We start from the raw sequence: 26,549 nt of genomic DNA, 5'->3' as shown, positions 1-26,549 counted from the left end.
TCGCGAAGCCGCCCGATGGCTGGCTGATCGCCTGTGGGAATCTGAAGGTCGGCTTGCCGGCAAGGACCCAGGGCTAATTTCCAGCCAATTAGGACGCAGGGATCATCCGGCCTGCGCCAGATGCGGACATTGGTGCCGTTCCAGAAACACGACCTTCAGCCGCAGGCGCGACGTAGCGGTTTGCGAAGGCCTATCGGCCGTCCAGGCCACGCCTGACCCGCTCGGCCAGTTCTTCGTAAGTGAAAGGCTTGGTGATCAATTGAACACCCGGATCCAAGCGCCCGTTATGCACGATGGCGTTGCGGGTGTAGCCGCTGGTGAAAAGGACATTGATCCCAGGCCTGCGCCGGCGAGCTTCGTCCGCCAGCTTGCCCCCGTGGGTACCACCTGGCAGCACGACATCCGTGAAAAGAAGCTGGACTTCAGGATGCTCGTCCAGCGCCGCCAAGGCGGTGCGAGCGTCCGAGGCCTCGAGCACGCAATAGCCCAACTCCCTCAAAACTCCGCTCGAGTACGCACGTACGTTCTCGTCGTCCTCGATCAAGAGCACGGTTTCCGTGCCGCGAAGAAGGGAAAGATCAGTGGGTGAGTTTGAGGACCTTGGCTCGGCGGCGTCCCCGAGTGATCTGGGTAAATACAGCTTTGCGGTCGTGCCGTGGCCAGCCTCGCTGTACATCCGGACATGGCCGCCGGACTGGCGAACAAAACCGTACACCTGGCTGAGGCCCAGGCCCGTGCCCTTGCCCGTTTCCTTGGTGGTGAAGAACGGCTCGAAGACGCGCAGCAGCGTATCGCTGTCCATACCCTCACCCGTGTCCGAGACCGCAAGCAACACATATTGGCCTGGAGACACCGGCTCTGGTACGGTGGCCAGGTAGGCCTCGTCGAGGAAGACATTCGCCGTCTCGATCGTGAGCTTGCCTCCGTCAGGCATCGCGTCGCGGGCGTTGACGGCGAGGTTGAGGAGCGCCTGCTCCAGTTCGTTCGGATCTGCTAACGCAGGCCAAAGGCCCGGCGATGCGACCACTTCGAAATCTATGTGCTCGCCAACCGCGCGCTGTAGAAGCTCGGCGATGTCCCGAACGAGACGGTCGGCCTGCAAAGGCTTGGGATCGAGCGGTTGGCGACGCGAGAAAGCTAGCAAGCGGCCTGTCAGGATAGCAGCGCGCTGAGCGGACTGCAGCGCCATGTCCATTGAGCGCCGAAGGCGGCGATCGTCCCGAGCGGTCGCATCGCCATTTAGATTTCGAGCCATGTTATCAAGACCACCGATAATGACGGTCAGCAGATTGTTGAAATCGTGGGCCACGCCACCGGTCAGTTGGCCAATCGCCTCCATCTTCTGCGCCTGGCGCAAGGCCTCCTCCGCCTTGAGGCGGTCAGCGATCTCTTCCTGCACGCGCTGCTCAAGCGTCTCGTTCAGCAGACGCAGCTCACTGTTCAGGCGAGCGGCTTCCGAAAGCGCTTCCCGTAGCGCTAGCGCATTTCCAGCAAGCTGCGCCCGAGCTTGGTCCAGGGAGCCCGCCAAAGCGGTAGCGCGTCGGCTCGCATCACCCGCGGCATGGGCGCTCGCCAGGGCCGCATCGACTCGCGCCTCAGACTGCAGCAGCGCAATCACAAGAGCTGCGCCTTGCGCCAGCTCCGAAGCCCGCACACGTGGCGCTCCGCCGATAAGAACTAGAACCGTGCCTTCAGGCCCCACGCAAACATCAACGGGCTCCAGGTCCTGGAGGTGGGGATAGGCGACGCTTGTGCGAAACGCCCCCTCCCCGCCACACCGGGCGAGTAAGTTGGTCCAGGTCGGTCCGCCTGCGAGCGTCTGCCGGAAGCCCGGGGCTGGGCGCAGAACGCCTAGCTCTGGATCGCGCAGCAGGATCAGCAGGTCCTGCGCGCCGAGGTGATTGGCAAGGCTTGCAGCCGCCGAGGCGCGGACGGCGCGGTCGGCTAGAGCAGAGAGGAGCCGCGCTAGATCGTGTTCATCCGAAGCGGTCACGCCGGCAGAAGCGCGACGACAGCGGTACAGTTGTGGAAGCCTTCGAACTGTCCCTCGGCTCGCGCGATCTGACCGTGGGTGTTGCATCCCACAAGAACCGCGCCAGCCAGTTCATCGCGCACGATCGCGATTTCTTCCTTGAACGCATCGCCCATCCGAAGCCGCGTGGCGACGCAGTCAAAGAACAGCGCCGCCTGGGGCTTATGTCCTCCCATGGCCGTCAGAGCCGCTTGGGTGGCTTCTTGAGCGGCCTCCACGGTCGAGGCCGCGGTGGCCCGCATGATATGGACCACAGAGCCCTGGGGCACCTCTGCGGCGCAAAGGACAGACCCGTCCGGAAGCACCGCCAAGGGAACCCTCAGCCGATGATTTTCACCCGCCTCGATCCCGAGGATGTTGTGCAAGAAAAACCCGATGGGCGCGGATCGGTCGAGAGTCTGTCCCGTTGCCTGGGCGTGCGCCTCGAAGGCGTCGGCGGCTGGCAGGCCGTTGAGGCTGACGAGCCTCATCCCGTCAGCCTCGGTGACGCGGAACGCTGTCGATGCTGGAGCCCACCCGTGCCGGACACCCACACCGATAGGCTTCTACGTCAGAATCTCCAGAGCCACGGCTGCGTCGCTCAAGACCTCGCGGCCGCAAAAAACCGAAGTGCGTTGAAACTGGGCGTTGTCTCCGGCCCCGCCGCCGAAGAATTGATACTGGCCGCCGGTCGCTAGGGTGAGTTCGTCAATCAGCACGTCGGCATGACCCGCCAAGGCGTCCGCCATGACGAGCGCGGACCGGTACGGGAAAGCGAAGTCCGAAAGTCCGTTGAATCCCGAAGTTATCTGACCGGCCGCTCCCGCGGCGTCACCCGCCACATCGCGACCCATTCCGACCGAGAAGCGAACATCCTCTCCTGCCAAGCCCAGGGCGGACACCAGGCCCTCGCCTTGCTCCTGATTCATGAATTCGCCAGCCGATGAAGACCCAACCACCAAGGCCCCTGGGCACTGTGTGGCCAGCTCGTCCAGCAAAGCGCTGTGATCATACGACGGCGCGGCGAACACCATGAGAGCTTGGGGGCTAGCGCCCAGGCCTCGTGAAATCTCTGTTGCCAGCCGCCTACCCGCTTCGCGCGCATCGGTGAAATGGGTCGTTGCTGCCGCAGTTTTCACTCTATTCCCCCGCTAAGCCATGATCGGACCGGCACTTAATCTTGGCCGATTTGGCCAAACGCCAGCATGCCGTCAAGGTTCCCATCTTCAAGATTGGTAAGGTTGACCGCGGAGAGTGCGTTCGTTTGCTAGCCCGCCGTGCACCTTGTCCATGGCCACCGTCGCAACGCACATAGTGACTTTTCCGACCACGCCTTTGAGACGGTCCCGCCGTCGCCACAAGTTCTTTGAGCGCCATGAGGCGTTGTCCGTCGTGGCGGCTCGGCGCTTAAGCCCACGGCGACGGTAAGGCCGCTTGCGCGGGTTGTTTCGAACTTCACCGAGGCCGGCTCTGAACAGCCAGCCGCTCTCCGGTGAACAACCCCATAGCTTGAACAGCTAGCGAGCCTGAGCTGGCCTACGGCAACGGCGATGGGGCCTAATACCGGCGCTGGTGCTGGCCTGGCCGGCGCTTCGCGGTTGTTGGATGCAAGGTCTGAAAGCGCAGGCCACTCAATCCGTCGCCTACCCGACAACGCAGACCCTTGCCTCTGGTAGAGCTAGGCTATGCAAGCTAGTGTCTTCACATTCGTTTGCCTCTCGGAGCGCCAGGTCGCCACGTTTGTGGACGTTTGCGCCGTTGCAGAGGGGGCGTACCGTCAACACGCTGTTCGGCTTCTTCGAGATCACAGAAGCGCTGCCAAGGTCGAAATCTGGCGCGATGAGGCAGTCTTGGAGATTGTCGTTCGGGAGGACGTCATCGAGGCCGGCACAACGATCGTCTAGGTACTTATGTGCCTACGCTCGAGAGACGTCCCAGGAAGCAGACCTAACCCAACTCGGCAACAAGAGATGCAATACGGCCTCAGGGCAAATCTGTTGAGCGGCTGCAGGGCCCTCCTCCAGCGTTACGGCTGCGGCTTTGCCAATACGTCACGCAAGGCTTTCGCGAGGGTGGCGATGTCATAGGGCTTGCGAAGAACCGTTATCCCCTGTTCGGCGGCGGCCTCGATCGCCGGTTCGGCATGACCTGAATTCAGGAGGATAGGAAGCGCAAGCGGACTCTGCTCTCTCTTCAGAAATCGGACATCCTCCGCATCAAAAGTAGCGGGGGACGCCGACGTCGAGAGTAACGGAGCTAAGCGGCCCTTTGGTCGGGCACTGGCGTAGTCCAGTTGCTCACCCGAAAGTCGCTAAAGTGAAAAACAGATGAGCGATGGCATGGGCCATCACCGCGGCCTCCAGTCCTCGGCGCCAGAACAGCAAGCCGAACAGGAAGCCCGGAAGGGTGTTGCCCAGAATTACCGCCGCGACCAAGCTCACGGATGGCGATGGCATCAACACAAACAGTAACGGCAGGTGCCCAGCCGCAAAGACTAGCGCTGCGAGCAAGGTCGCAATGAGGTAAAGTGCGGGCGGTAATGGATCGGGGCGGCGCGCCAGCCGCCATCCGGCCCAAACAAGGAAAGTCATGACAGCCCAACGAGTCATGAGCTCCTCCACGATACCGCCGTAAAGAATTTTGGTCACAAGCGGAATTGGCACGTTGGGCATCTTGGTCGATGCAAACCAGGGCGTAGAGATAAGATTGTAACCAAAGAGGATCACGGCCGTGGCAAGGCCAGCGGCCAGGGCGGGAACGATCTGACGCCGTAGAACCGCGACGGCGCCATGTCGCAAGATCAGTGCTTCAACGAGCGGGGCGCGCAGCCCGACGCTAGGCGCAAGCCAGCTCCCAATACCAACAGACGCCAAAACCAGGATGAGCGGGTTGATGAGGGTCAGGCCGCGAAATGTCAGCGGCCCGAAATGCAGTGACGATGGTTGGAGCAATTCCATCGGCGCGAGCAGCAGCGAAAGCACCGCGACCACACCCATGGCGCAAAGCGAGTAGCCAACTCGACGCTGTAACAGCCTGTCTCTCGTCATGGCGGCGGATTTCATCTTACCAGGTCTCCGCTCGTCGAGGCTCGCGCGTTTTCGCCTGCCCACGCTTCCCGCAGCGCGAGGGGCGCGAGCCAAGCAATGAGGAGCACCAGTGAGGCGGCGTTGATCGCGAGCGTGGTGAACATGCTCGTCGCCAGCTTTGCGCCGACCCACGCTAGCAGGATGATGGCGAACCCCAGAGCCGGCCATATTCGAGCAGCCTGCTGCACGGGGACGACCTGCGACCAGCGCACCTCCGGGCGAAAGGCTTCGGACTGAGCGACCTCCTTCAATATGCGGTCCGCTCGCCTCAAGTGTTCGTACTCCTCATGCACTTTCGGGTCGGCGGCGATGAGAGCTTCCACCTCGCCTGCGCGATGGGTATCGAGTTCGCCGTCGAGCAGGGCCGACAGCTCGGCCGGATGCAATTTCTTCATTGACCCTCCTCCTTCAAGGTGGCCGCGAGGGCGCGGCGAGCATGGTGCAGGCGCGACATCACCGTGCCCCTTGGGATCGACAGGGCCTCGGCGATTTCGGCGTAGGTAAGATCGGCGAAGTAGCGCAGCCGCACGATCTCCCGATGATTGTTCGATAAGGCCGCCAGGGCTCGGTCCAGGGCGTTCCAGTCGGGCGTGGGCCCGCAATGACGATCGTCGGCGACGTCGTGTTGGAGCTCGAAAGAAGGATGTCGCCGCGCCCGCCTTAAAGTGTCGATGCAGCAGTTTCGAAGAATGGCGAACCACCAGGCCTTGAATGACCGTGCGTCATCATAGCTGCGCAAGCGCTCAAGGCCCCGCAAGGCCGCGATCTGCACAGCATCCTCGGCATCGGCTCGACTCTTCAGGATCGACCGCGCGTAGCCGCCGGCATGAGCCAGCAGCGGGTCCAGCGCACGCCCATAGTCTTGCTTCCCGAACAAGAGTTAGCTCAGCGATTGCAGCAGATGCAGCAATCGGCCCAGCTGTTCGTGAAACACGACCAGAAACACGGCCACGACCACCATATGCAAAGCGGCGATCGCGATAGCCAATCTTCCGCGGCGGCGGACCTGGTCCGCGCCTGCGGCCCGGATGGCGATCAGGGCCAGCACGACGGCGAGTATCGATTTCTCGATACTCAGGAGGTTGATGAAGGCGGTGACGGCGATTGCAATCGCCCCCAGCGCCAGCCCAGCCTGCCATCCTTTACGGTAGGCGATCTCCTCCGCGCGAGAAGGATCTTCGGAATTCGACATCATCAACCCCCACCGACATCACACCACATTCCTGATACGCAGGAAGCGGTTGAATATTCACCGGAGGTGGGGCGCGGAGGCAAATTAGCTTGGCGGAAGTTGAACGGGCTCGTCATACTGAGCTTGGCAGCGGACGAAACCTCCCTTCACTAAATCGGTTTGCGCCATGAACGGACATTGGATCGGGCGCGGGAACCAGACGTGCAAGCCCCCGTCGTCGGGCTTGGCTCCGCCAGATCGCGACATCGATGCAGAGGCGGACGAGGCTGCGCCAACACGCCGCAGCCGCCGGGGGCACCGATTCACCTTGGTTTAAGCCCGGGCCGGTGAACTGCGGGACTCGACGCCTCACCGAAAAGGCGCGTAGGCGGGGGGCTTATGGACGGAAGGAAAGTTTCGCGTCGTGCTTTGATTGCCGCCCTGCCGCTCCTGACCGCGCCGGCGGCCGCCGCAGCAGCCGCAGCTGCAGCCGCCGCTAAGGCGTCGCCGGACATTATCTACTACAATCAGGGCAACGGCCTGGCCGCGGAGAACACCTTCGGCTTCAAGGTCCTGAAACTGGCCCTGGCCAAGAGCGGACGCCGCGCTGTTCTAAGGCCTTCGCCCTTGGGCCGCATTACCGAGCCGAGAGCCATCGAAGCCATCGCTGCAGGCAACCTGTTGGACGTGGCCATGCTCGGAACTAGCATCGCGGCTGACGCCAAGCTCGCCGCCGTTCCGCTGCCGATCGATCGCGGCCTTCTAGGCTATCGCCTTCTGCTGATCGACGGCACGCGCCAGGGGGAGTTTTCACGCGTGCAAGATCTGCGGCAGCTACGCGGCCTGACCGCGTTGCAGGGGAAGGGCTGGCCCGACGTCGACATTCTGCGGCATGCCGGTGTGACGGTGTGGACGGGGACCTACGAAAAACTTTTCACCATGACCTTGGCCCGCCGTGGCGACTTCTTTCCCCGCGGCATCCTGGAGGCCTATGGCGAGCAGGCAAAATTCTCGCCAGCCAACCCTGGTCTGCAGGTCGAGACCTCGCTGCTGCTCCGCTATCGTTTCACGAGCATGTTCCACGTCGCCAAGTCGAATCTGCCCCTGTACGATGACCTATACACAGGGTTCGTTAGAGCTTTCGATGATGGCTCCTACGACCGGCTCTTTCGCCAGGATCCAGGCATTCAGAGCGCCTTGGAGAAGGCCGACATCCGCCATCGGCGGATCATCGAGATCGACAACCCTTATCTGTCGCCGACGACTCGCGCGATCCCAGAGCGATATTGGTACCGACCATGAGTCGGGGCCGATCGATCCTGTTTCAGGTCCTGGCCCCCAGCTTGAGCTTGGTGGTGATCAGCTTCCTGGTGCTGGCGGGGGTCACCGCCTTGTCGCGTACGCAGGGCGCCCTCGACACTTTCCGCCAGAAGATCGCGCTAAGCGCCAGCCTGTCGCATGAAAACGTCACCTCCGCCGTCTGGATGCTCGACGACTCGGCTCTGAAGGCCGCCCTCAAGCCGATTGTGGAGGACTCCGATGTCCAGGCAATCGTCATCCTCGACGCGGAGCGTCGCCCTATCCTGCTGTCGGGAAATCCCGCTCTTCGCCCCCAGGCCATGGACGCGGCGCCGACCGATCCCGATCAAGGTCTGACCCGCGCCGATCGTTCGGGGCGATACTGGCGCTCGATCGTACCCCTGCGTCATGTCGAAGCCGGAAAAAGCCAGACCTTGGGAACGATGGTCATCGTGTATGCGCCCGACACTGTCGCCGCCACTGTATGGTCGGGGGTGCTGTGGGTGATGGTGGTGGGCCTGATTGCTACGGGTCTGATCGTGGCGTTGCTGGTGATTTTGATGCGTCGCATCGCCAAGCCGCTCAAGGAACTTGCCGGCGCTATGAGCGCCCTTTCGACCGGGGCCCTCGACACTCTCGTCGGCGACGTGGAGCGCCACGATGAAATCGGTGCGATGGCGCGCTCCGTGCAAGTGTTCAAGGACAATGCGGTCAAGCTCCGCGAGGCCGAACGCGAAGGCGCGCGGCTATCCGAGGCGCGGGCCGCCGCGGAAGCAGCCAACAGGGCCAAGGGCGAGTTCCTTGCCCACATGAGCCACGAGCTGCGCACCCCACTCAACGGCGTGCTGACGATGGCGCAATTGATGGCCGAGGACGATCTGAGCGCGGCACAGCGCGCCAAGTTGGATGTCGTCCTCCTGTCTGGCCAGGACTTGCTGCACGTCATCAACGACGTGCTCGATTTCTCCAAGATCGAGGCCGGCATGCTGGAACTCGAAACGGTCACGTTCGACCCTCGCGTAGTGCTGACGGGCGTCCTGACGAGTTTCAAGGCCGTGGCCCGGCGCAAGGGTGTCCACCTCAAGCTCCACATGGCCGACATCGATGGCCCTCGTCGCGGTGACCCGGCGCGGCTTCGCCAGATCGTTAGCAACTATGTGGCCAACGCCTTGAAGTTCACCCTCGAGGGCGGGGTGGATATCGACGTGGAGGCCTACGTGGACAACGGCGTGGAGGGGCTGAAGATCGCCGTGCGCGACACCGGCATAGGCATCGAGCAGGACAGCATGGGTCGGCTGTTCCAGCGCTTCTCCCAGGTCGACGCCTCGACCACGCGCAGGTTCGGCGGCACCGGCCTGGGTTTGGCGATCTGCCGTGAGTTAGCCTGCCAGATGGGCGGCGTGGCCTGGGCCGACAGCGCCCCGGGGAAAGGATCGACGTTCTACGTCACCCTGCCGCTGCCTCGGGCGCAGGACGACGAAGCCGACATCGAAGCTTCCGCAACCGCTGACCTGAACGAGGGACTTCGCATCCTGGCGACCGAAGACAACCCGACCAACCAGGCGGTGCTTGAGGCGATCATGGGCGCGCTGGGCGTGGATCTCACGCTGGCCGGCACCGGTGTCGAGGTGCTTGAGCTCTGGCGGAGGGAGCCGTTCGACCTAATCCTGATGGACATCCATATGCCCGACATGAACGGGCTGGAGGCCACGCGGGAGATTCGCGCCGCCGAGGCTAGATCGGGTCGCTCGCCGATTCCGATCATCGCCCTGACCGCCAATGCCTTCGCCCATCAGATCACCGAATATGCCGAGGCGGGGATGGACGACCATGTTTCCAAACCGATCGACATTCAGGCTTTGAGCCGGAGCATTGAGCGTTTGATGGCCAAGCAATCATCAGCAACCGTTGGCTCTATTCGTTGCTGTGATCAGAGCAGGTAGGGACGTCTCCGCTGCGCCAGAAGCGGACTCAATCACCGTTCCAGAAACACGACTTTAGAGATGACGGCCGACGGCGAACAACGACCGTTGGCGCACGGCGCGTTCCCGTGATCTGTCTTGGAAGAGAATCCGATTTGAACAGCCGGCCGCTAACACAATGATCGAATTGGTGACGAGCCAGGCTGAAAGCGATCGCGCGTTTCGGCGATGGGCCGAGGTGTTGGTCGAGAGCGGCGTCCCTTCCGGCTATGGCTGGATCATCGAGGGATCGGGAGTGTTTTTCAGCCGCTACGGTCAGGGCGTGCCGGGAAAGATCGTCGATCAGGTCATGCTTGGCGCTGACCAAAAGTTTGAAAGCGGTGTCGTCAAGGTCGTGCTGCCCAAGGTGTCTCAACGCGATAAGGGCAGGCTGACCGTTGTCGGTCGCGGTGGAGATGGGCGGCTTCTGTTATTGCGCGAGGGGCGTTTGCAGAAGAACAGCCTTTCCCGCGCGATCCGCGCGGACTTTCAGGCCCTGTCTGGTCTTGAACCCGTGGATCTAAAGGTGGGCGGTGTCTCCTCCGCGCGCTCTTGGTACCTTGTCGCCGATCTGAGCGACACCCCAGATAACATCCTCGCCCAGACCGCGAGCTTCGTTGTGGCCTGTACGTTGGCCCGTTCAAGAGCGGGTGGCGGCAAGGCGGATCCCGAGCCCGAACCCGATCAGCCCCCCGCCTTGGGCAGAGACGAGAAGGGCCGTCTCATCACCGTCGAGCGGCAGGGCGGGAGCGCGGAAATCTGCGCGCTGCAGGGGTTTGTCTGGCAGGCCCTGAAAGCAGCTCTCGGTGAGAGCTTCACTAAGCCGAAGCGAAACGGCTTCGAGGTCGACGGGGTGGTTGAGACTGCAAATCTACTGATCGAGATTAAGACGGGCGTGTCGGCAAAGGACGTCTACGAGGCCGTGGGCCAGCTGATGCTCTATCCGTCGATCATTGGCCTGAAAGCCGGGCTCAGGCCTGGCTTGTTGGTGCCCGATAGCCCGCCCCTTCGGCCGCGTCTGGCCGCCGCGCTCGCGACCGTCCCGATCGAGGTCTACACTTACGCGGTTGGCGGTTCGGACAAGGCACCGAAGATCGCCTTCTCGAAGGCCTTTCTGGATCGGTGTCGCGGGACTTCGTCCGCCTAGGGAATGGACGTGGGTGCCGTTCGGGCGAGGCGCGGGTCTTGATCAGCGGGTTGCGCCACGAGCAGACATTGGGGTCGTTCCAGGAATCGGACCTTCGGCCGCCCGTGTGTGGAGATCCAAACGTCGGCGCATATAGACCCAGTTCATGCCCGTATGGTGCCGAAAGCCTATTCCAACGTCGCTTCGCCGCCCATGTCGTCGAACTCCATATCCGAATAGATCGAATAATGGGTCGCGTTGCTGACAACGACGATTTGATGCGCCGCGCCCTCCAAAGCCCGTCGGACCTGCGCGACCGAAAGCGGTTCGCAAAAGTCGTCACCACCGGACATCGCCACCTGCAGCGGACTCCAATCATCCACGGCGTCGAACGGCCCGCAGCCGTCCGCATGGGCGGTGAGACGAGGCTTCCCATCGGCATCGTCCTTGGCAAGCCGGCCGTTGGCGAGGAGCGCGGGCTTGCCGTTGCTCTTCAGGTAGATTCCCGCATCCGCAACTAGCCAGATCGACGGCTTCGGCTTCCGCTCCCGAAGCCTCGTCATGTGGTCCGGCGCGTTCTGAGCGTGATCGACCAAGCGCCAAACGACGGCCTTGTCGAAGCGAAGGACTGCGTTTCCCTTTGAGGTCAGGCGGCGCGTCGCAGCGAGGTGGCTATCGAGCTTTCGCAGAAGGAATGCTGCGGTCGATCCCGCCAGATTTACCGCGAACTCGCCCTGGGCCGAAGACGAGCGCGTCCCTTCCTGGCTCTTGCCGTGAGCGTCGCCAGCTTCGTTCCTGAGTTCGGTGAGCGCCTGAACGACGCTGTAGGCGCCCGTATAGAATTGCTTCTCGATCCGCCCCGTCGAGCCGGCGGCGGAGATCTTCAGCTCGTCAGCGACCAACCGGAACTGCTGTAGAAGATCCAAGTTCGGACCATATGTCACCCCGAGGGTGTCGAGCACATGCTTGCAGGTCGACTCCAGAAACGAACGGGCCGCCGTCACCGCTCCATCCGGGTCAGTATCCGTCCGATCGAGCGCTTTAAGCCATGCGCGTTCCAATCTTTCCCGGCTTTGAGGACTGAGCCGGTCTCCGACTGCGATTTCGATCGGTCGAAACTTCATTTGGCGAAGCTAGTCGCCTCGGCCGATCATCGCCAGGGCCACATACCGCCCTGCCCTGCCGTCAGGCCCGCCGACTTCCGGTTCAGCTCAGCGCCAAGAGCGGAAGTTGAGGCGCCGCCGGCCTCCGGACATTCATGCGCAGGCGATGACGACCAGCGCGGCGTCAATCCTCTCCCAGATGGTCATCTGGCGCGGGCAGCTTAATCCCGAGCAAAATCAGGCGGTCGCCGGTAATCCCAAACCAATGAGGTACGCCCGCGGGAATCAGAATGACGTCGCCTCGGCCCAGTGTCCGTGTCGCGCCGCCCTGGATTTGGCTACCCTCAATCAATTTGGCGTTGCTGACCTTTGCATCCGTCAGGGCCCCGCCCCAAACCAGCGTACCAGAGCCTTCTAATACGGTTGCGTACTCCGCTTCGGTAGGGTGAACAGCGGGACGGCCAGGCTTCTTCCATATTTCGATCGCTGCCACGGTCGCGCCGTCGCGCACCAAGGGTCGCCACATGAACCCTTGATCAGATTTCATCGCGGCAAGCATGTCGCGGAGTTGAGCTTGGACATCCGCGCTGCTCGCGAAACCAGACGGGTCGACTTCTGGAGTGCGGCTAGTCTGCGCGGACGAGGTGGCGATGCCTGACGACAGTGCAAGCAGCAATGAAGTCGCGCAGATCGCGAAGGCGTCGGCCATTGTCTTCAACGCAGCTCTCCTCAGTCCGTAACATCATGGACGCGAACGACCGCCCATTCCGTACGTCAGATGCTCGCTGGAAAAGCGCCGCGGAGTGAGCGGGGGAACATCGCCGCCGATTCCTACCGACGGCTGGACCAGAACCGACCCTAGACCATGGTCGTATAGGCATGCGCACCAAAATGTGGAGGCTGACCGCGAGGTTGGCCGCAAGTGCGGTTCGGGAGGCTTCCCATGCTTGTCCGCGCCGTCGCCCTCGTCCTCCTGGCGCTATTGGCAGCCGCGCCGGTCATGGCGTCGGCGCAGGTCCCTTCGGCGATCGACGGCGGCCCCGCGACAGTTCCGCTCTGGCCGCGCGGCGCGCCCGGCGCCGAGCGGCGGTCCAGCGAGGCTGAGGTCGTCGAGAATACCTATGTGCGCAACGTCCATGACCCGTCCCTGACGGTGTTCCCCGCCGCCCCGCGCCATGCCAACGGTGCGGCGGTCGTCGTCGTGCCCGGCGGCGGGCATCGCATGCTAGTCTTCGTCAATGAGGGTGTTGGGCCGGCCAAGGCCCTCAACCGCTACGGCGTCACCGCTTTTGTTCTGAAGTACCGCTTGGCGCGCGAGGCCGGGTCGACCTATTCGATCGACCGCGACGCTGCCGCCGACCTGCGCCGGGCCGTCCGCTGGGTGCGGGCCAACGCTGCCCAGTATGGCGTGGATCCGCAGCGCATCGGCGTGATGGGCTTCTCGGCCGGCGGCGAACTGGTCTCGCTGGTCGCCGACAACCCCGCGCCGCTCGAGCCGCCCTCGGCCGATCCGCTCGACGCCGTCAGCGCCCGCCCCGACTTCCAGGTTCTGGTCTATCCCGGTTCCCTGGGCATCCCAGCCCAGGCCGTGGCTGGGGCGCCGCCGGCCTTCATCACCGCTGGCTCCTTGGACCCATGCTGCGCAAAGCCGGCCTTGACCCTTTACAGCCAGCTTCGCAACGCCGGCGTGTCGGTCGAGCTGCACCTCTTCGCCGATATGGACCACGGCTTCAACATCGCCGCCCACTCCGAGAGCCTGTCGATTCTGCACTGGCCCGACCGCCTGGCCGATTGGTTGAGCGACGGCGGCTGGCTGCACGAACGGCCCTTGATGGACGCCCAGCCCCTCAAGCCTTGATAAACCGCCGCCATTCAACGGGATCACCACCATGGACATCGGACGTCGCGACCTCCTTCTCGCCGCCGCCTCTCTCACCGTCGCGTCGGTCGCGGGAGGGGCCCGCGCCGCCAGCGGTCGCAAGATCGGCTACGCGATCGTCGGCCTGGGCTATTACGGCCTCAACGTCATCCTGCCGCAGTTTGTCAATTGCCAGCACAGCCGGGTCACGGCCCTGGTGAGCGGAGACCCGACGAAGGCCCACGCGACCGCGGCGCGCTATGGCGTGCCTGAGCGCTCAATTTATTCTTATGAGACCTTCAATCAGATCCACGACAATCCCGACGTAGATGTCGTCTACGTCATCCTGCCTAATTCCTTGCACGCCGAGTACACGATCCGGGCCGCCACGGCGGGCAAGCATGTGCTGTGCGAAAAGCCGATGGCGACCTCGGTCGCCGAGTGCGAAGCGATGATCGCGGCGTGCAGGAAGGCTGGGCGCAAGCTGATGATCGGCTATCGTTGCCATTTCGAAGCCACCAATCTTGAAGCCATGCGCCTGGCCCGCTCGGGCGCGGCCGGCCATATCCGCTACGTACGCTCCGAGCATGGCTTCGTGCAGGGCGACCCGTCGAAGTGGCGGCTGAAGAAGGCGATGGCGGGCGGCGGCTCGCTGATGGACATGGGCGTCTACAGCCTGCAGGCGGCGCGGTACATGACCGGCGAGGAGCCGGTCTCGGTCACGGCGCGCGAGTCCACCGATCGCGGCGACCCGCGTTTCACCGAGGTGGAGGACATGATCGAGTGGCTGCTGAAGTTTCCCTCCGGGGCGATCGCCAGCTGTCTATCGACCTACAGCGCCAACCAGAACCACGTTCTGTTGGTGGGGGACCAGGGCCGGATCGAGATGGAGCCCGCCACGCGCTACGACGGCAACCGTTTGTGGACTGGAAAGGATGGGCGCGCGCAGGACCTCACGCCCCCGCCTGGACCCGGCAAGAGCCAATTTGCCGGCCAGCTGGATCACATGGCCGATTGCATCCGGGCTGATCGCCCGCCGATCGTCTCCGGAGACGAAGGTCTGCGTGACATGCGGATTATCGAGGCGATCTACCAGTCGGCCCGTGAGGCCCGCACGGTGCTCCTGTAAGCGGGGCACCATCTAGCGGTTCGCCGCACCCCGGCCAGCTTGGCTAGATGGACAAATTGACAGCGCTATCACTTTAGGCCAACGATTCGGCATCCCGACCAACATGTTGAGATCACAAAAGAATTGGTACGACAAATAGCGGCGACGTGTGCATCGCCAGCAGCGAACGCGAGGGGAGGACAGCATCGAGACGCAACGCGGGAGCCACGCCACAGCGGTCGCGCAGCTATTGGCCGCTCCGCACCTGATTTCGCAGCCAATCCCAACCCTCCGTCCCCGAGAGTACGCATGATCGCGCGCCTATTGTCGGCCACGGCCGCCCTCAGCCTGCTGGCCGGCGCCGTCCAAGCAGGGGATCGGGCCAAGCCCGGCACGACCGGGCGTCCGCCCATGGTCATCAACGCCAAGGACTATTTCGCCGAGCAGGGCCTCAACGTGATGGTCTTCAGCGACTTCTATCCCGACGGACATCAGACCGGCGTGACGGTCGTGCAGCATGGAACCCGGGTGGCGGCCAACGGCGATCTGCGGCTTGAAGCGTCTCCAGGCCAGTGGTCTCCGATGCCCGTGACCGGCGAGCGCAAGGTCGATCGGGCCACACAAACCATCACCCAAACCCTCTCCTATCCGGACCCCGCCAAGGATCGTAAAGGCTTCAATCCAATTGACTATCCGGACCTGAAGTTCACGTACCAAGTCAGGGTTTCGCCCCTAGCCGGCGGTGCATTCAAGATCACCGTCGACCTGGACAAGCCGCTTCCCGCCGAGTGGGGCGGCCGCGTCGGCTTCAACTTCGAGCTCTTTCCGACGCCGCTCTTCGGCAAGTCCTGGCTGATGGACAGCCAGGCCGGGATCTTCCCGCGCCAGGCAAACGGACCAGTCGAAGTGCGTCCCGGCGAGCGGATCGCCGCGCCCTTGGCCAAGGGGCGTACGCTGGTCGTCGCACCTGACCAGGACCTGCAGCGCATGAAGATCGAAAGCCGTTCGGGAGAACTGGAACTGCTGGACGGGCGTGGAAACCAGAACAACGGCTGGTACATCGTCCGGGGCCTCGTGCCGGCTGGCGCCACGAACCACGCCATCGAATGGGTGGTCACCCCGAACGTCGTGAAGGGTTGGCGCTCGGCGCCGGTGATCCAGGTCAGCCAGGTGGGCTATGCGCCCAGCCAGACCAAGCGCGCGGTGATCGAGCGCGATCCGCTCGACACCCAAAACGATCCCGTCGTCCTCTATCGCCTGACCGACTCCGGTCGTGAGCTCGTTAAACGTCAGGCGCCCAAGGCCTTCGGCCCGTTCCTGCGCTACGCTTATTCCACCTTCGACTTCTCGGAAGTCACTCAGCCGGGCATGTACTTGCTGGGTTATCGCGACCAGCTGACCCACCCGTTTAAAATCAGCGCGGACGTCTATGACCGCCACGTCTGGCAGCCGACCCTGGAGGTCTTCCTGCCCAACCAAATGTGTCACATGCTCGTGCGCGAGAACTATCGTGTCTGGCATGGCCTGGACCATCTCGACGACGCCCGGATGGCGCCCATCAACCACAACCACTTCGACGGCTATCTGCAGGGTCCCTCGACCTTGACCAAGTACCTGCCAGGTGAGCGCGTGCCAGGCCTGGACGCCGGCGGCTGGCACGACGCCGGAGACTACGACCTGCGGGTCGAGAGCCAGATGGGTACCGTCTGGCTGCTATCGAAGATGATCACCGAGTTCGGCCTCAACTACGACGCCACGACCATCGACCAGAAGACCAAGACCGTCCAGATTCGCGTTCCCGACGGCAAGAAAGACGCCCAGCAGCAGATCGAGCACGGCTTGCTAAGCGTCTTGGGCGGCTATCGCGGCATGGGACGGGTCTATCGCGGCATCATCGAACCGCATCTGGAGCAGTACACCCTGCTGGGTGACATCTCGGTTCAGACCGACAACCTGCCCTATGATCCGAAGGTCGAGCGCGGGCTAATCCGCGGGCACAATTACGGCGTCGACGACGACCGTTTGGTGTTCACCGAGGACAATCCCGACCGCGAGCTCGAGGTCGCTGGCGGTCTCGCCGCCGCCTCGGTCGCGATGCGATCCTATAACATCGCCCTGGCCGCCGAGTCGCTGGCCGCGGCTCGCGACCTCTATCGCAAGGCCAAGGACCGGGCCAAGGGGCCGCGCCAAAGGCTGTTCGCGCTGAGCGAACTGATCTTGGCCAGCGACGACCCCGCGCTGGTCGATGAATTGGCTGCCCTCAAGCCGCAGATCATCGCCGACGTCGCCCATTCGGGCTGGGCCGTCGGCCAGGTAATCAACAGGATTCCGGACGCCGCTTTCCGGACCGACGTCGCCACGGCCGTCGCGACCTATCAGGCCAAGCTGCGTGAGGACGCCAAGAGCTCCCCCTATGGCGTACCCTACAAGCCCGACATATGGGGCGCGGGTTGGACAATCCAGGAATTCGGCGTCCAGCAGTGGTTCTTCCATAAGGCCTGGCCAGAGCTGACCTCTGCCGAGTTCCAACTCAACGCTCTGAACTTTGTGCTCGGCGTCCACCCTGGTGAAAACACTCAGTCTTTCGCTTCAGGGGTCGGCGCCAACTCAGCGACGGTGGCCTATGGAAACAACCGCGCCGACTGGTCCTACATCCCGGGAGGCGTGATCTCGGGCACGGCTCTCATCCGGCCCGATCTGCCAGAGCTGAAAATCTGGCCGCATTTTTGGCAGCAGACCGAATATGTGATGGGCGGCGGCGAAACCAATTACATGTTTCTGGCGCTGGCCGCCGAGCAGTTGGCGCACCGGTAGGTCGGCATGGATGTCACCAGGCGACAGGCAGCGGTTGGGACGGCGCTTTTAGCGGGTGGCGTCGGCGCCACAGCAAGGCCGGCCGTCACCGAGCGGCCATGGGGCCGGCTGCCGGACGGTCAGGCGGTGACGCTGTTCACCCTGACCAATCGTCACGGCCTGAGCGCCGAGATCGCCGACTATGGCGGCATCGTCGTCCGCCTGCTGACACCCGACCGCGCCGGGCGACTGGACGATATCGTGCTCGGCTTCGACAGTCTGGATCGCTATGTCGCGGACTCTCCACGGTTCGGGGCGATCATGGGGCGATTCGCTAATCGCATCGGCCATGGTCGTTTCACGCTTGATGGCCACGAGCACAGGCTGGCGCTCAACGCCGATGGCATACACAGCATCCATGGCGGGATCACTGGCTGGGACAAGGTCGTGTGGCGTTCGCGGGCCTTCGAGGATGAGCGAGGGCCGGCGCTGGAGTTAGGGCTGCTCAGCCCCGACGGCGACCAGGGCTTTCCGGGCATGGTGAGTGTTGTCGCGGTCTACCGGCTTACGCACGACAACCGACTGACCCTCGAGGCGCGGGCCACTACAGACGCGCCAACGTTCATCAACCTGACCAACCACAGCTACTTCAACCTGTCGGGCGGCGGTCGCGGCGCCGCTGCCCTCGATCACGACCTTGAGATCGCCGCCTCGACATACACGGTCAAGGACCAGACGGGGCTGCCGACCGGGGCGATCGCTCCCGTCGCGGCTACGCCGCTAGACTTTCGCACGGCAAAGGGGGTCGGTCGCGACATCGCAGCCTTCCCAGGCGGCTACGACCACAATTTCATCCTCGACCCAACCGTCGACGGCGTTTTGCGAAAAGCGGCTCGCCTTAGAAGCTCGGCCAGCGGCCGCAGCCTCGAAGTGTGGACCGATCAGCCAGGGCTACAATTCTATTCGGCTCATTGGTTGAAGGTGCGCGGTAGAGATGGGGCCGACTACGGCCCGGCCAGCGGCCTGTGCCTTGAGCCGCAGCACTTTCCTGACAGTCCCAACAATCCGCACTTCCCGTCCACGGTTCTTCGTCCCGGCCAGCGGTTCGTCTGGCGGACCGACTATCGGTTTGCTGCGGACGACTAGCCATGAACTCATCTGCGCAGATACCGACGCGCCGGTTTGGCACTGATGCGCCACAAGCGGAAGTTGGCTCCCATCCGCAAAGCAGACCTTGGCTCACACTTGCGGGTAAGGCCCGGAGGGTGTCAGAAGTCTACGACAAGGAAGGCAAGCGCTCGTCGCCGGTCCATCAATCCGTAGCTGTTGCTGCCGCTGACGCTCCAGGCATAGCTGTTGGTCACATTGGCCACCTGTAGCCGCAAGGTGGCCGGCGCATCACCGATCCGAAAGCGATAGCGGGCCCCGATGTCCAGAACGCCATAGGCGGGAAGCCAGGCGAGATTGTCACGGGAACTTGGCCGGCGACCGGGGTAGGCTGCGGCGAGGTCGACCGAAAAGCCGCGCCAGGCGGGCGGCCTGTATTCGAGGTTACCTCGGACGACAGCCGTGGGCTGACCCAGAGGACGCTCGCCGACCCGGCCCAGTTCGACGGCCGCGCCGGTCACGCGAGGCTTGATCAACACCGCGCCCGCCACCAAGCTGATCGCATCGGTGGGCGCACCCGAAAGGCTGAGTTCAACGCCGCGGTGGCGCACATCGCCGAGCACCGTGTAGACATTGGCCTCGTCGGTATTGAAGTAAGGCTTGCGGATGTCGAAGACGCCGGCGACCAGCTTCAGGCGTGGCGAGACCGTCCAGCGCACGCCGGCGTCGGACTGCGTCGTGCGGATCGCCGGCAGCGCCGCATTGCGATTGGCGGCGCTGGCGGGCGCCAAGCCGCTTTCTTCCAGGCCTCGCGTGCGGCCGGCATGGAGCGCCAGCGCCTTGCTGAGATGGACCGCAGCCGCGCCGTTCGCCAGCCAGGGGCGTTCCGCATCCCAGGCTGTGGCCAAGGCGCCGGGAAGGTCGATCGTCTTGCGCTGAATGCCCAAGCTGACTTCACCCACGTCCCGCCAACGCCCTTCGTAGGCGGCGCCCACCGTGACCTGCCGAACCTGGTCGTGTGTCTGCTCCGAGAGCGCGAAACGGTCTGGCCTGGAGATCGGGACCCACTCGTCCAGCCATCGTGGGCCAAGGTTCAGAGCGGGAGCCGCGCCGCCATAGCGGCTCTCAACCTGCCGAGCGCGGACCGTGGCGTGCAGGGCGTGCAGCTGAGGCCCTTCGGCGAAGATGCGGCTGATCTGCAACTCGCCGCTGGTCGATGCGTAGTTCTGGCCAGGGTCGGCGATGACCTGTTCGCGGGTGAGGCCGTCGGCCGTGGTGCCCACGAAGAGCTCGGCGAAGTTCTGCTCGTTGCGAAAGCTTGAGCGGAAGACGCCGCCCGTCAGGGTGTAGGCCGATCCCAGTCGCGCCTTGGCCAGCACGCCCATGTTGAGGCTTCGGCTATCCTTGGCCGCCCAATCCTGTCCGAAATAGCGCCGTCGCGGGACTTTGGGCGGCGCGAACGGACCAGCGGTGACGATGGTGGGGGCCACCTGTTCGTTATGCCGAAGGTGGCCGACCAGAAGGGCACGATCTCGAGTCTGCCGGTCGGCTTCCAGCGCGGGATGATGGCCAGGCGCGTATAGCGAGCATCGGACCCGTCGTAGTACTCCTCATGCGCCCAGGACGCCCCTACCGCCACGCCCAGCCGATCGCCAACCAGCGGCAGTTGGGCGTCGATCTCGAGGGTGGGGGGGCCATAGGCCATGGACCCGGCCAGGACGCTGACGACAGGCTTTAGGCCTACCCCGCGCAGGCGATAGTCGACGATGCCGGTTGGCGCCGGGAACAGATATCCCTGCGCCGACAGGCCCACACGGATCGTCGAGCCCGCCACCAGGCGCAGGGACAAGGTCCCTTGGCGATCGAGATAGACACCCTCGATGCGGACATTGCCGGCGCTGACCGGCGAAAAGCCGCGCACCTGCGAAGGGGTGTACAGCCCGATCGACTCGTTGCCGATAGACGAGCCGAAGGCGTCTTCGGCGGCGGTCACCGCGTTGTCGGCCGACCGCTGAGCCAGCGCCGGATCCGCCAGAGCCAGCGCGCCGATCGCCGCGAGTGGAGAGAACACCCGCATCCTACAGATCCCTCGGCCAAGACCCGGCGAACCGCACGCCCAGGGTGGCCAGCGCCGCTCCCAAGACCAAAAACCAAGCCGTGGTCGGTAGGACCGCACCGATACGCTCGGCAGCAGGGACCTCGCGCATTTGGAACCTTGGCAGAGACACGGTCGGATCATGGTTCAGCCGGCCACGTCGCGCAGGCTCCGCGAGGGGAGAAGGCGAGATTATTTGGTGCTGGACCAGCGGATAGAACCGATCGCGCAGTTGAAGCTGATAGCCGCGCGCGTGGCTTTCGAAACGCCGATGCCGATCCGGATCGGTCCCGGCTAGGGTGGCTAGGGCGGCGTCGAGACCGAGCGGCGGCGAGGCGTAGGCGGCCATGTCCGACACTTGATCCTGCCGCTCAAGGTGCGCTTGGGCGCCCACGCGCAACGGCGCCAATCGGCGCTCAGTCTCAGGTGTCAGAAAGGTCAGCCGGGTCGCGTGATCCAGCGTGGCGATCTTGTCCTTGGCCCCACGCAGGTCTGCTCGGGCGGAGAAGGCCTTGGCGACGATCTTGTCACGGTCCGCCTGCAGAGCGTCTTTGACGCGGCGTTCAGCATCGATCGCGGCGATCGTCGACGGGCCAGGATCTACCAATCCAGACAGCAGCGTCCCGGCGATCGGAATTCCCAGCACCAACAGCATCCAGAGACCGCCCTGCACCCCCAACCGCCGCCGCGGCGCGAGGCGCACACGCCCATGGGATGGTTGTTTCCCGGCCGTAGTCCAGGCCAGCCGATCACCACACGGCAGCTCGACCGGGGCCTGCAAGGCAGCCGCAGCGACGGCAGGCCTGGACATGCGGGTTGGCCAATTCACTCACGTAGCTTCACTACGGCTTCACGCATTTGCCGCAGCGAAAAGGCTAGGATGAGCGCCGCGACGGGCAAGGTGAGGACCGCGGTCGCCGCCAGGGCCTTGCCAAGCGCATTTTCCCCGGTGAACACGTGCTCACTGAGCGCGGCGATAAACACCGGGACCAGGCCGCCGCCGGTTATGCTGGTCAGGATGATGTAGATCGCGGAAATTCGACCACGCATTCGCTCAGGGCTGACGAGTTGCAGTGTCGCGCCTTGGAGGCCTCCGGCCAAAGACAAGGAAAGGACCGCGCCACCAAAGAGGATCAAGGCCAGAGACCTGTCGGGGACTAGGAAAGCGGATACAAAAAAAGGAAACTGCAGAAGGACCGCCATCAGGATCACGATCATCGGCGCGTCTCGGCGCCCTCGCTTTGCGATGGCGTCGGACAGCAGCCCGCCGGCCATCAGGCCCAAGGTGCCGCCGACGCCCATGATCACGCCATACAACAGTCCAAACGCGCGCACGTCCATGTGATGGACACGAATGAAGAAGCTGGGCGCCCAGATGATCTGCGCCAAGGCCATGATCGTCGCGATGGTGTAGCCGCCGTATATGCCGAAGAAGACCCGGCCGTTGGCGGCGATGAAACGAAAAACATCGATCAGATCAGGCGATGCGTCGGCGTCTTGGGCTGTCGGCCGCCGAGACGGCTCACGCACTGTGACCGCCAGCAAAAGCGGCACGGCGAGGCCAAAAGCTCCAATCATCATCAGCGCCAGGCGCCACCCCGAAAGGTCCCCCAGCCCCGGCACGGCGACCGCTTGCGCCTGAGCCCAGCCGACGAGTGAACCGCCGATCACCATGGCCAAGCCGCCGCCGATCGTGATGCCTGACGAATAAAGGCTCATCGCGAATCCCAGCTTTCGCGGCGGAAAATAGTCCGCAATCATCGAGTAGGCTGCGGGCGAGAGCGTCGCTTCCCCGATGCCCACCGCGAAGCGGGCGACAAGTAGTCCCCAGAAGCCGCTGGCTAGGCCGCACGCTACCGTCGCCAGACTCCAGAACACCGCCCCAAAGAGAATCAGGATTTTGCGGTTGCGCGTATCGGCCCACTTGGCGAACGGCAGCCCCATCACCGAATAGAATAAGGCGAAGGCAAATCCCGACAAGATCGAGATATGCGTGTCTGTCAGATCCAATTCCCGCCGGATCGGATCGACCATCAACCCCAGTATGGCACGATCGGTGAACGACAGAACATACATCAGCATCAGCACGCCGACGACGTAATAGGGATAATAGCCGACAGCGGCTTTGCGCGATGCGCCCGTGGTATCCGTCATTTTAGCTTTCGGGGACAGACGGCTGGAACCTGGTCTGTATTGCACTATGGTAAGTAATCGGCCGCTGACGCGGCGGTTCGACGCCGACGTGATCCGACCAAACTTCTGGCGCGGGCCGGATGGCGCGACTTGCTCGCGCCTGCTTCCCCCCTTCCAATCGGCCACGCCGCTTTAGCGACCAGCGTCTTATGATCGCGAACGTCGAGCCCGGCGCCATTTTTGTCAATATATTTGTCATTGATAGTCAGCTGCCCATGCAAGTCTCCAACATGCATTGCGCATCGAGCACGCCTCGCAGTCCGCATCACGGCTGGACATCGGAGGTACATTTGTCAAATATAATGACGTTATGAACTGGGAGCCGAGAGTATGCAGTTTGATCTACCGCCGGAGCTGACGGCTTATCTTGCCGAGCTCGACGCGTTCATCGAAGCAGAGATCAAGCCCCTGCAGGCCAAGGACGATAACGAGCGGTTCTTCGATCACCGCCGGGAGTGGGCTCGCACCGACTTCGATCGCGACGGGCTACCGCGGCACGAATGGGAAGCGCTGCTCGACGAGGCTAAGGCCATCGCCGACGCCGCCGGCCACTATCGCTTCGCCTGGCCCCTGGAGATGGGCGGCAAGGCGGGCTCGCAGCTGTGGATGGCGGTGATCCGCGAGCATCTCGCCAGTAAGGGCCTGGGCCTGTTCAACGATCTGCAAAACGAGCACTCGATTGTCGGCAATAATCCGTTTGTCCTGATGTTCAAGGAGTTCGCCACCCCTGCCCAGTACGCGCGGGATGGCGAGGCGCTGCTGACTGGCCGGATGAAGACGGCCTTCGGTCTGACCGAGCCGAACCATGGGTCGGACGCCACGTTCATGGAAACCACGGCCGTCCCGCACGAAAGGAACGGCGAACCAGGTTGGCTGCTCAACGGCGAGAAGATGTGGACCACGGGCATGCACGTGGCGACCGACGTCATGATCTTCGCCCGCACCAGCGGCAAGGATGGCGACGCGAGCGGCATTACCTGCTTCATCGTGCCCGCGTCGCAGGTGAAGATCGAAGAATGGCTTTGGACCTTCAACATGCCCACCGACCATCCGAGAATTTCACTTACCGACGTCTGGCTGCCGCGGGACGCCTACTGGGGCGAGATCGACAAGGGGCTGGGCCTTGGCCAGTCGTTCGTGCACCAGAACCGTATCCGCCAAGCCGCATCGAGCCTCGGCGCGGCCGTGTTCTGCATCGAGGAGAGCGTTAAATACGCCCGTGCGCGCAAGCCGTTCGGCAAGCCGCTGTCGGACAACCAGGCTATCCAGTTTCCTCTGGTCGAGCTGGCCACCCAGGCCGAGATGCTGCGCCTGCTGATTCGCAAGACGGCCTGGCAGATGGACGGCATGGACCATAAGCGCATCGAGAAGGATCTCTCCGACAAGGTGTCGATGTGCAACTACTGGGCTAATCGCTTGGTCTGCGAGGCAGCGGATCGGGCGATGCAGGTGCATGGCGGCATCGGCTATTCTCGGCACAAGCCCTTCGAGCATATCTATCGCCACCACCGTCGCTACCGGATAACCGAAGGCGCCGAAGAGATTCAGATGCGCAAGGTAGCCGCCTTCCTGTTTGGGTACATGGGTCCGCGAAAGGCCGCGTTCACCCAGGCAGGCCTCTAGGGGGCGGTGAAGCGATCAGCGCCCAACCTTAGCCTCGCGCGAGACGGCGACCGGGTTCGACGTCTCGCCGCCGCGCAGTTGATAGCACCTGGGCCCAACCGCGCCCGGCCTTTGCTTGGCTGACGTGAAAGCGTCGCGCCAACTTGGCCTCGTTCAAGCCTGCTCTTGGTCTGACGCCTCGTCGCCGTGCGGCCCCCAGTCGGCCGCCAGAGCCATATGCAGGGCCGACACTTGATCAGCGCCGATCCTGCGGGCGAGCCGGGTTTCGAGGTCGGCCAGGATACGCACCGCGTCATCGCGTATGCCCGACGATTCAGCGCTGAAATTGACCCGGCGAACGCGCCGATCACCGGCGTCCTCATAGGTGCGCAGCACTCCGCGCGCCTCCATCTCGGCCAAGGTTTGGCTCATCGCTTGACGCGAGACGCCGAGATTGCGGGCGATGTCGGTGGCCCGCGTGACGCCCGTCGCAACGTTCATCACCACCAGAGACTGGGCGCGCGTCAGGCCATCCCAACCCTTGGCTTTCAGCCCTTCCTGCAAAGCTTCATCAAACCAATAGACGGCCTTCAGGAGGTTGAGCATCAGCAGGCGTGAGGTCATGCCCAATCTAGACAGCCTGAGGAGCATCCTGCAAGCCGGCCTGGATCCAGCAATATTTGTAAATTTACTTGACATAATACGCCGAGCGTCGGCACCCTGAGATCGTCAAATTATTGAACGATCGCCAAAGGCGGCGTCGTGACAGGGAGAAACGTTCATGGCCGATGACGCCACCCATACGCTTGCCCAACGCAGCCCGCCGGCGGGCGACGACTATCTGAGTGTCGAAGCGCTATCGATGCTGACGGCGGCGGAACTCACCCGCCGCACAATCGCGCTGGCGCCGCTGGTGGCCGGCTGCGCCGCCGAGGCCGAGCGTCTGCGCCGGCCTGTCGACAGGGTGTGGAGCGCCCTGCGCGCCAGCGGCTTCTTCTACCAGTTCGTGCCCAAGCGCTTTGGCGGATTGGAAACCGACACGGACAGTTTTATCGACGCCAGCCTCCCCCTCGCCGAGGCCTGCGCCTCGACGGCCTGGGTGGCGACGTTCTGCGCGGAACACAACTGGCTGCTGGCCCATTTTCCCGAAGAGACTCAGGCGGCGCTGTGGGGCGGCGATTTTCCCTACATCATCGCGCCGGCCGTCACCGCGCCGCCCGGAATCGCCACGCCGACGGATGGCGGCTTCATGGTCAGCGGCAACTGGAAGTGGGGCACCGGCGTCATGCATGCCGACTGGATCATCGCCAGCGCCCTGGTGGCCAGTCCGGATGGTCCGCCCAAGGCGATGATGGTCCTGTTTCCCGCGACCGACGCCACGGTTATCGACACCTGGCATGTGGATGGCATGGCCGGAACGGGCAGCAACGACATTCAGGCCAAGAACATCTTCGTGCCGACGGCGCGGACGGTGCCCACAGCCCCAATTCGCAGCGGTCGCGGCCCAGGCTCGCGCGGATACGACAATCCCGTCTATAGCGCGCCGATGCTGCCGTTCCTGGCGATGACGGCCGCCATTCCGGCCTTGGGCGCGGCTCGCGCCACGGTAGCCGCCTTCCGCGAGCGGTTGGGCGCCCATGTGCGCATGGGCAATGAATCCAGCCAGGCTCACCGGCCCACCGCCCAGATAAGGCTTGCGACGGCCGAGTTGATGGTCAACGCCGCAGAACTGCTTATCCGCGACGCCGGCCGACGCAACGTCGCCCTTGGATCGGTCGAGGAACCGGCCCAAACCCCGATGCGGATCGCCGTTCGGGCCCAGATCGCCTTCGCGGTCAAACAGTGCCGCGACGCGGCCCTGCACCTGGCGGAGGGCGCGGGCTCGGGCGTGCATATGCTCGACCATCCGTTCCAGCGGGCCGTGCGGGACATCAATGTCGTCGCCAGTCACGTCGCCTTCGACGTCGACACAGCCTTCGAATTGCACGGCCGGGCGCTGATCGGCCTGCCGCCCAACTCGATCTTGACCTGAGGAC

General features: G+C 63.7%; 22 protein-coding genes. 9 read left to right on the top strand and 13 right to left on the bottom strand.

Annotation, left to right across the window (positions count from 1 at the left end; all coding sequences use genetic code 11):
* Positions 1-190 precede the first annotated feature (190 nt).
* The 7 genes from ACP7AG_RS13345 to ACP7AG_RS13315 all read right to left on the bottom strand — a co-directional run bounded on the left by ACP7AG_RS13345 (position 191) and on the right by ACP7AG_RS13315 (position 6,292).
* Positions 191-1,993 carry an ATP-binding protein gene (locus ACP7AG_RS13345; RefSeq protein WP_426031387.1) on the bottom strand — a complete coding sequence of 601 codons (1,803 nt, stop codon included), beginning with the start codon at positions 1,991-1,993 and terminating at the stop codon, positions 191-193.
* Complete coding sequence (locus ACP7AG_RS13340; RefSeq protein ID WP_426031385.1) at positions 1,990-2,502, bottom strand: FIST C-terminal domain-containing protein; 513 nt, start codon at positions 2,500-2,502, stop codon at positions 1,990-1,992. The genes ACP7AG_RS13345 and ACP7AG_RS13340 overlap by 4 nt, the downstream gene beginning before the upstream one ends.
* A gap of 75 nt (positions 2,503-2,577) precedes the next feature.
* Positions 2,578-3,045: an FIST N-terminal domain-containing protein gene (locus ACP7AG_RS13335; protein WP_426031383.1), complete on the bottom strand. Its 468-nt coding sequence runs from the start codon at positions 3,043-3,045 to the stop codon at positions 2,578-2,580.
* Between the two features lie 1,263 nt (positions 3,046-4,308).
* Positions 4,309-5,073: a CPBP family glutamic-type intramembrane protease gene (locus ACP7AG_RS13330; RefSeq protein ID WP_426031381.1), complete on the bottom strand. Its 765-nt coding sequence runs from the start codon at positions 5,071-5,073 to the stop codon at positions 4,309-4,311.
* Positions 5,070-5,492, bottom strand: a complete 423-nt coding sequence (locus ACP7AG_RS13325) for an anti-sigma factor family protein (RefSeq protein WP_426031379.1) — start codon at positions 5,490-5,492, stop codon at positions 5,070-5,072. Before ACP7AG_RS13325 ends, ACP7AG_RS13330 begins: the two co-directional genes overlap by 4 nt.
* Positions 5,489-5,974, bottom strand: a complete 486-nt coding sequence (locus tag ACP7AG_RS13320; RefSeq protein ID WP_426031377.1) for an RNA polymerase sigma factor — start codon at positions 5,972-5,974, stop codon at positions 5,489-5,491. Before ACP7AG_RS13320 ends, ACP7AG_RS13325 begins: the two co-directional genes overlap by 4 nt.
* Positions 5,975-5,977: 3 nt before the next feature.
* Positions 5,978-6,292: a hypothetical protein gene (locus ACP7AG_RS13315; RefSeq protein WP_426031375.1), complete on the bottom strand. Its 315-nt coding sequence runs from the start codon at positions 6,290-6,292 to the stop codon at positions 5,978-5,980.
* Positions 6,293-6,697: 405 nt separating this feature from the next.
* Between ACP7AG_RS13315 and ACP7AG_RS13310 the strand changes: the two genes are divergently transcribed.
* The 3 genes from ACP7AG_RS13310 to ACP7AG_RS13300 all read left to right on the top strand — a co-directional run bounded on the left by ACP7AG_RS13310 (position 6,698) and on the right by ACP7AG_RS13300 (position 10,675).
* The gene (locus tag ACP7AG_RS13310; RefSeq protein WP_426031373.1) at positions 6,698-7,570 is read left to right on the top strand and encodes a hypothetical protein; all 873 of its coding nucleotides are present in this window, start codon (positions 6,698-6,700) and stop codon (positions 7,568-7,570) included.
* Positions 7,567-9,510, top strand: a complete 1,944-nt coding sequence (locus ACP7AG_RS13305; RefSeq protein ID WP_426031371.1) for an ATP-binding protein — start codon at positions 7,567-7,569, stop codon at positions 9,508-9,510. The genes ACP7AG_RS13310 and ACP7AG_RS13305 overlap by 4 nt, the downstream gene beginning before the upstream one ends.
* Positions 9,511-9,667: 157 nt before the next feature.
* Positions 9,668-10,675, top strand: coding sequence for a hypothetical protein (locus tag ACP7AG_RS13300; RefSeq protein WP_426031369.1), 1,008 nt, complete (start codon positions 9,668-9,670; stop codon positions 10,673-10,675).
* Positions 10,676-10,842: 167 nt separating this feature from the next.
* Here the strand turns inward: ACP7AG_RS13300 and ACP7AG_RS13295 are convergent, their stop codons facing one another.
* Both ACP7AG_RS13295 and ACP7AG_RS13290 read right to left on the bottom strand, forming a co-directional pair.
* Positions 10,843-11,778, bottom strand: a complete 936-nt coding sequence (locus ACP7AG_RS13295; protein ID WP_426031367.1) for an abortive infection family protein — start codon at positions 11,776-11,778, stop codon at positions 10,843-10,845.
* A gap of 163 nt (positions 11,779-11,941) precedes the next feature.
* On the bottom strand, positions 11,942-12,466 hold the full coding sequence (locus ACP7AG_RS13290; RefSeq protein ID WP_426031391.1) for a cupin domain-containing protein: 525 nt from the start codon (positions 12,464-12,466) through the stop codon (positions 11,942-11,944).
* Positions 12,467-12,700: 234 nt separating this feature from the next.
* On the opposite strand from ACP7AG_RS13290, the gene ACP7AG_RS13285 reads away from it, so the two are divergent.
* The 4 genes from ACP7AG_RS13285 (at position 12,701) to ACP7AG_RS13270 (ending at position 18,662) form a co-directional block, all read left to right on the top strand.
* The gene (locus ACP7AG_RS13285; RefSeq protein WP_426031365.1) at positions 12,701-13,615 is read left to right on the top strand and encodes an alpha/beta hydrolase; all 915 of its coding nucleotides are present in this window, start codon (positions 12,701-12,703) and stop codon (positions 13,613-13,615) included.
* Positions 13,616-13,646: 31 nt separating this feature from the next.
* Positions 13,647-14,744, top strand: coding sequence for a Gfo/Idh/MocA family protein (locus ACP7AG_RS13280; protein WP_426031363.1), 1,098 nt, complete (start codon positions 13,647-13,649; stop codon positions 14,742-14,744).
* Positions 14,745-15,032: 288 nt separating this feature from the next.
* Positions 15,033-17,537, top strand: coding sequence for a glycoside hydrolase family 9 protein (locus tag ACP7AG_RS13275; protein ID WP_426031361.1), 2,505 nt, complete (start codon positions 15,033-15,035; stop codon positions 17,535-17,537).
* 6 nt (positions 17,538-17,543) lie between these two features.
* Positions 17,544-18,662, top strand: coding sequence for an aldose epimerase family protein (locus ACP7AG_RS13270; RefSeq protein WP_426031359.1), 1,119 nt, complete (start codon positions 17,544-17,546; stop codon positions 18,660-18,662).
* Positions 18,663-18,784: 122 nt separating this feature from the next.
* Here the strand turns inward: ACP7AG_RS13270 and ACP7AG_RS13265 are convergent, their stop codons facing one another.
* The 3 genes from ACP7AG_RS13265 to ACP7AG_RS13255 all read right to left on the bottom strand — a co-directional run bounded on the left by ACP7AG_RS13265 (position 18,785) and on the right by ACP7AG_RS13255 (position 22,872).
* On the bottom strand, positions 18,785-20,113 hold the full coding sequence (locus ACP7AG_RS13265) for a TonB-dependent receptor domain-containing protein (protein ID WP_426031357.1): 1,329 nt from the start codon (positions 20,111-20,113) through the stop codon (positions 18,785-18,787).
* 588 nt (positions 20,114-20,701) lie between these two features.
* Positions 20,702-21,391 carry a DUF3526 domain-containing protein gene (locus ACP7AG_RS13260; RefSeq protein WP_426031355.1) on the bottom strand — a complete coding sequence of 230 codons (690 nt, stop codon included), beginning with the start codon at positions 21,389-21,391 and terminating at the stop codon, positions 20,702-20,704.
* A gap of 152 nt (positions 21,392-21,543) precedes the next feature.
* On the bottom strand, positions 21,544-22,872 hold the full coding sequence (locus ACP7AG_RS13255) for a spinster family MFS transporter (RefSeq protein ID WP_426031353.1): 1,329 nt from the start codon (positions 22,870-22,872) through the stop codon (positions 21,544-21,546).
* Positions 22,873-23,241: 369 nt separating this feature from the next.
* Here ACP7AG_RS13255 and ACP7AG_RS13250 point away from each other — a divergent pair, with 369 nt between their 5' ends.
* Positions 23,242-24,534 (top strand): acyl-CoA dehydrogenase family protein, encoded by a 1,293-nt coding sequence (locus tag ACP7AG_RS13250; RefSeq protein WP_426031351.1) that lies wholly within the window; start codon positions 23,242-23,244, stop codon positions 24,532-24,534.
* Between the two features lie 153 nt (positions 24,535-24,687).
* Here ACP7AG_RS13250 and ACP7AG_RS13245 read toward each other — a convergent pair whose 3' ends face one another.
* The gene (locus ACP7AG_RS13245) at positions 24,688-25,137 is read right to left on the bottom strand and encodes a MarR family winged helix-turn-helix transcriptional regulator (RefSeq protein WP_426031349.1); all 450 of its coding nucleotides are present in this window, start codon (positions 25,135-25,137) and stop codon (positions 24,688-24,690) included.
* 157 nt (positions 25,138-25,294) lie between these two features.
* Here ACP7AG_RS13245 and ACP7AG_RS13240 point away from each other — a divergent pair, with 157 nt between their 5' ends.
* Positions 25,295-26,545 (top strand): hypothetical protein, encoded by a 1,251-nt coding sequence (locus ACP7AG_RS13240; protein WP_426031347.1) that lies wholly within the window; start codon positions 25,295-25,297, stop codon positions 26,543-26,545.
* The last annotated feature ends 4 nt before the right edge of the window (positions 26,546-26,549 follow it).

Origin of the sequence: Caulobacter sp. DWP3-1-3b2 (assembly GCF_049896325.1) — a bacterium.
Classification (GTDB): domain Bacteria; phylum Pseudomonadota; class Alphaproteobacteria; order Caulobacterales; family Caulobacteraceae; genus Caulobacter.
The sequence above is the reverse complement of the archived record's forward strand: the minus strand, read 5'-3'. Positions and strand labels throughout refer to the sequence as shown.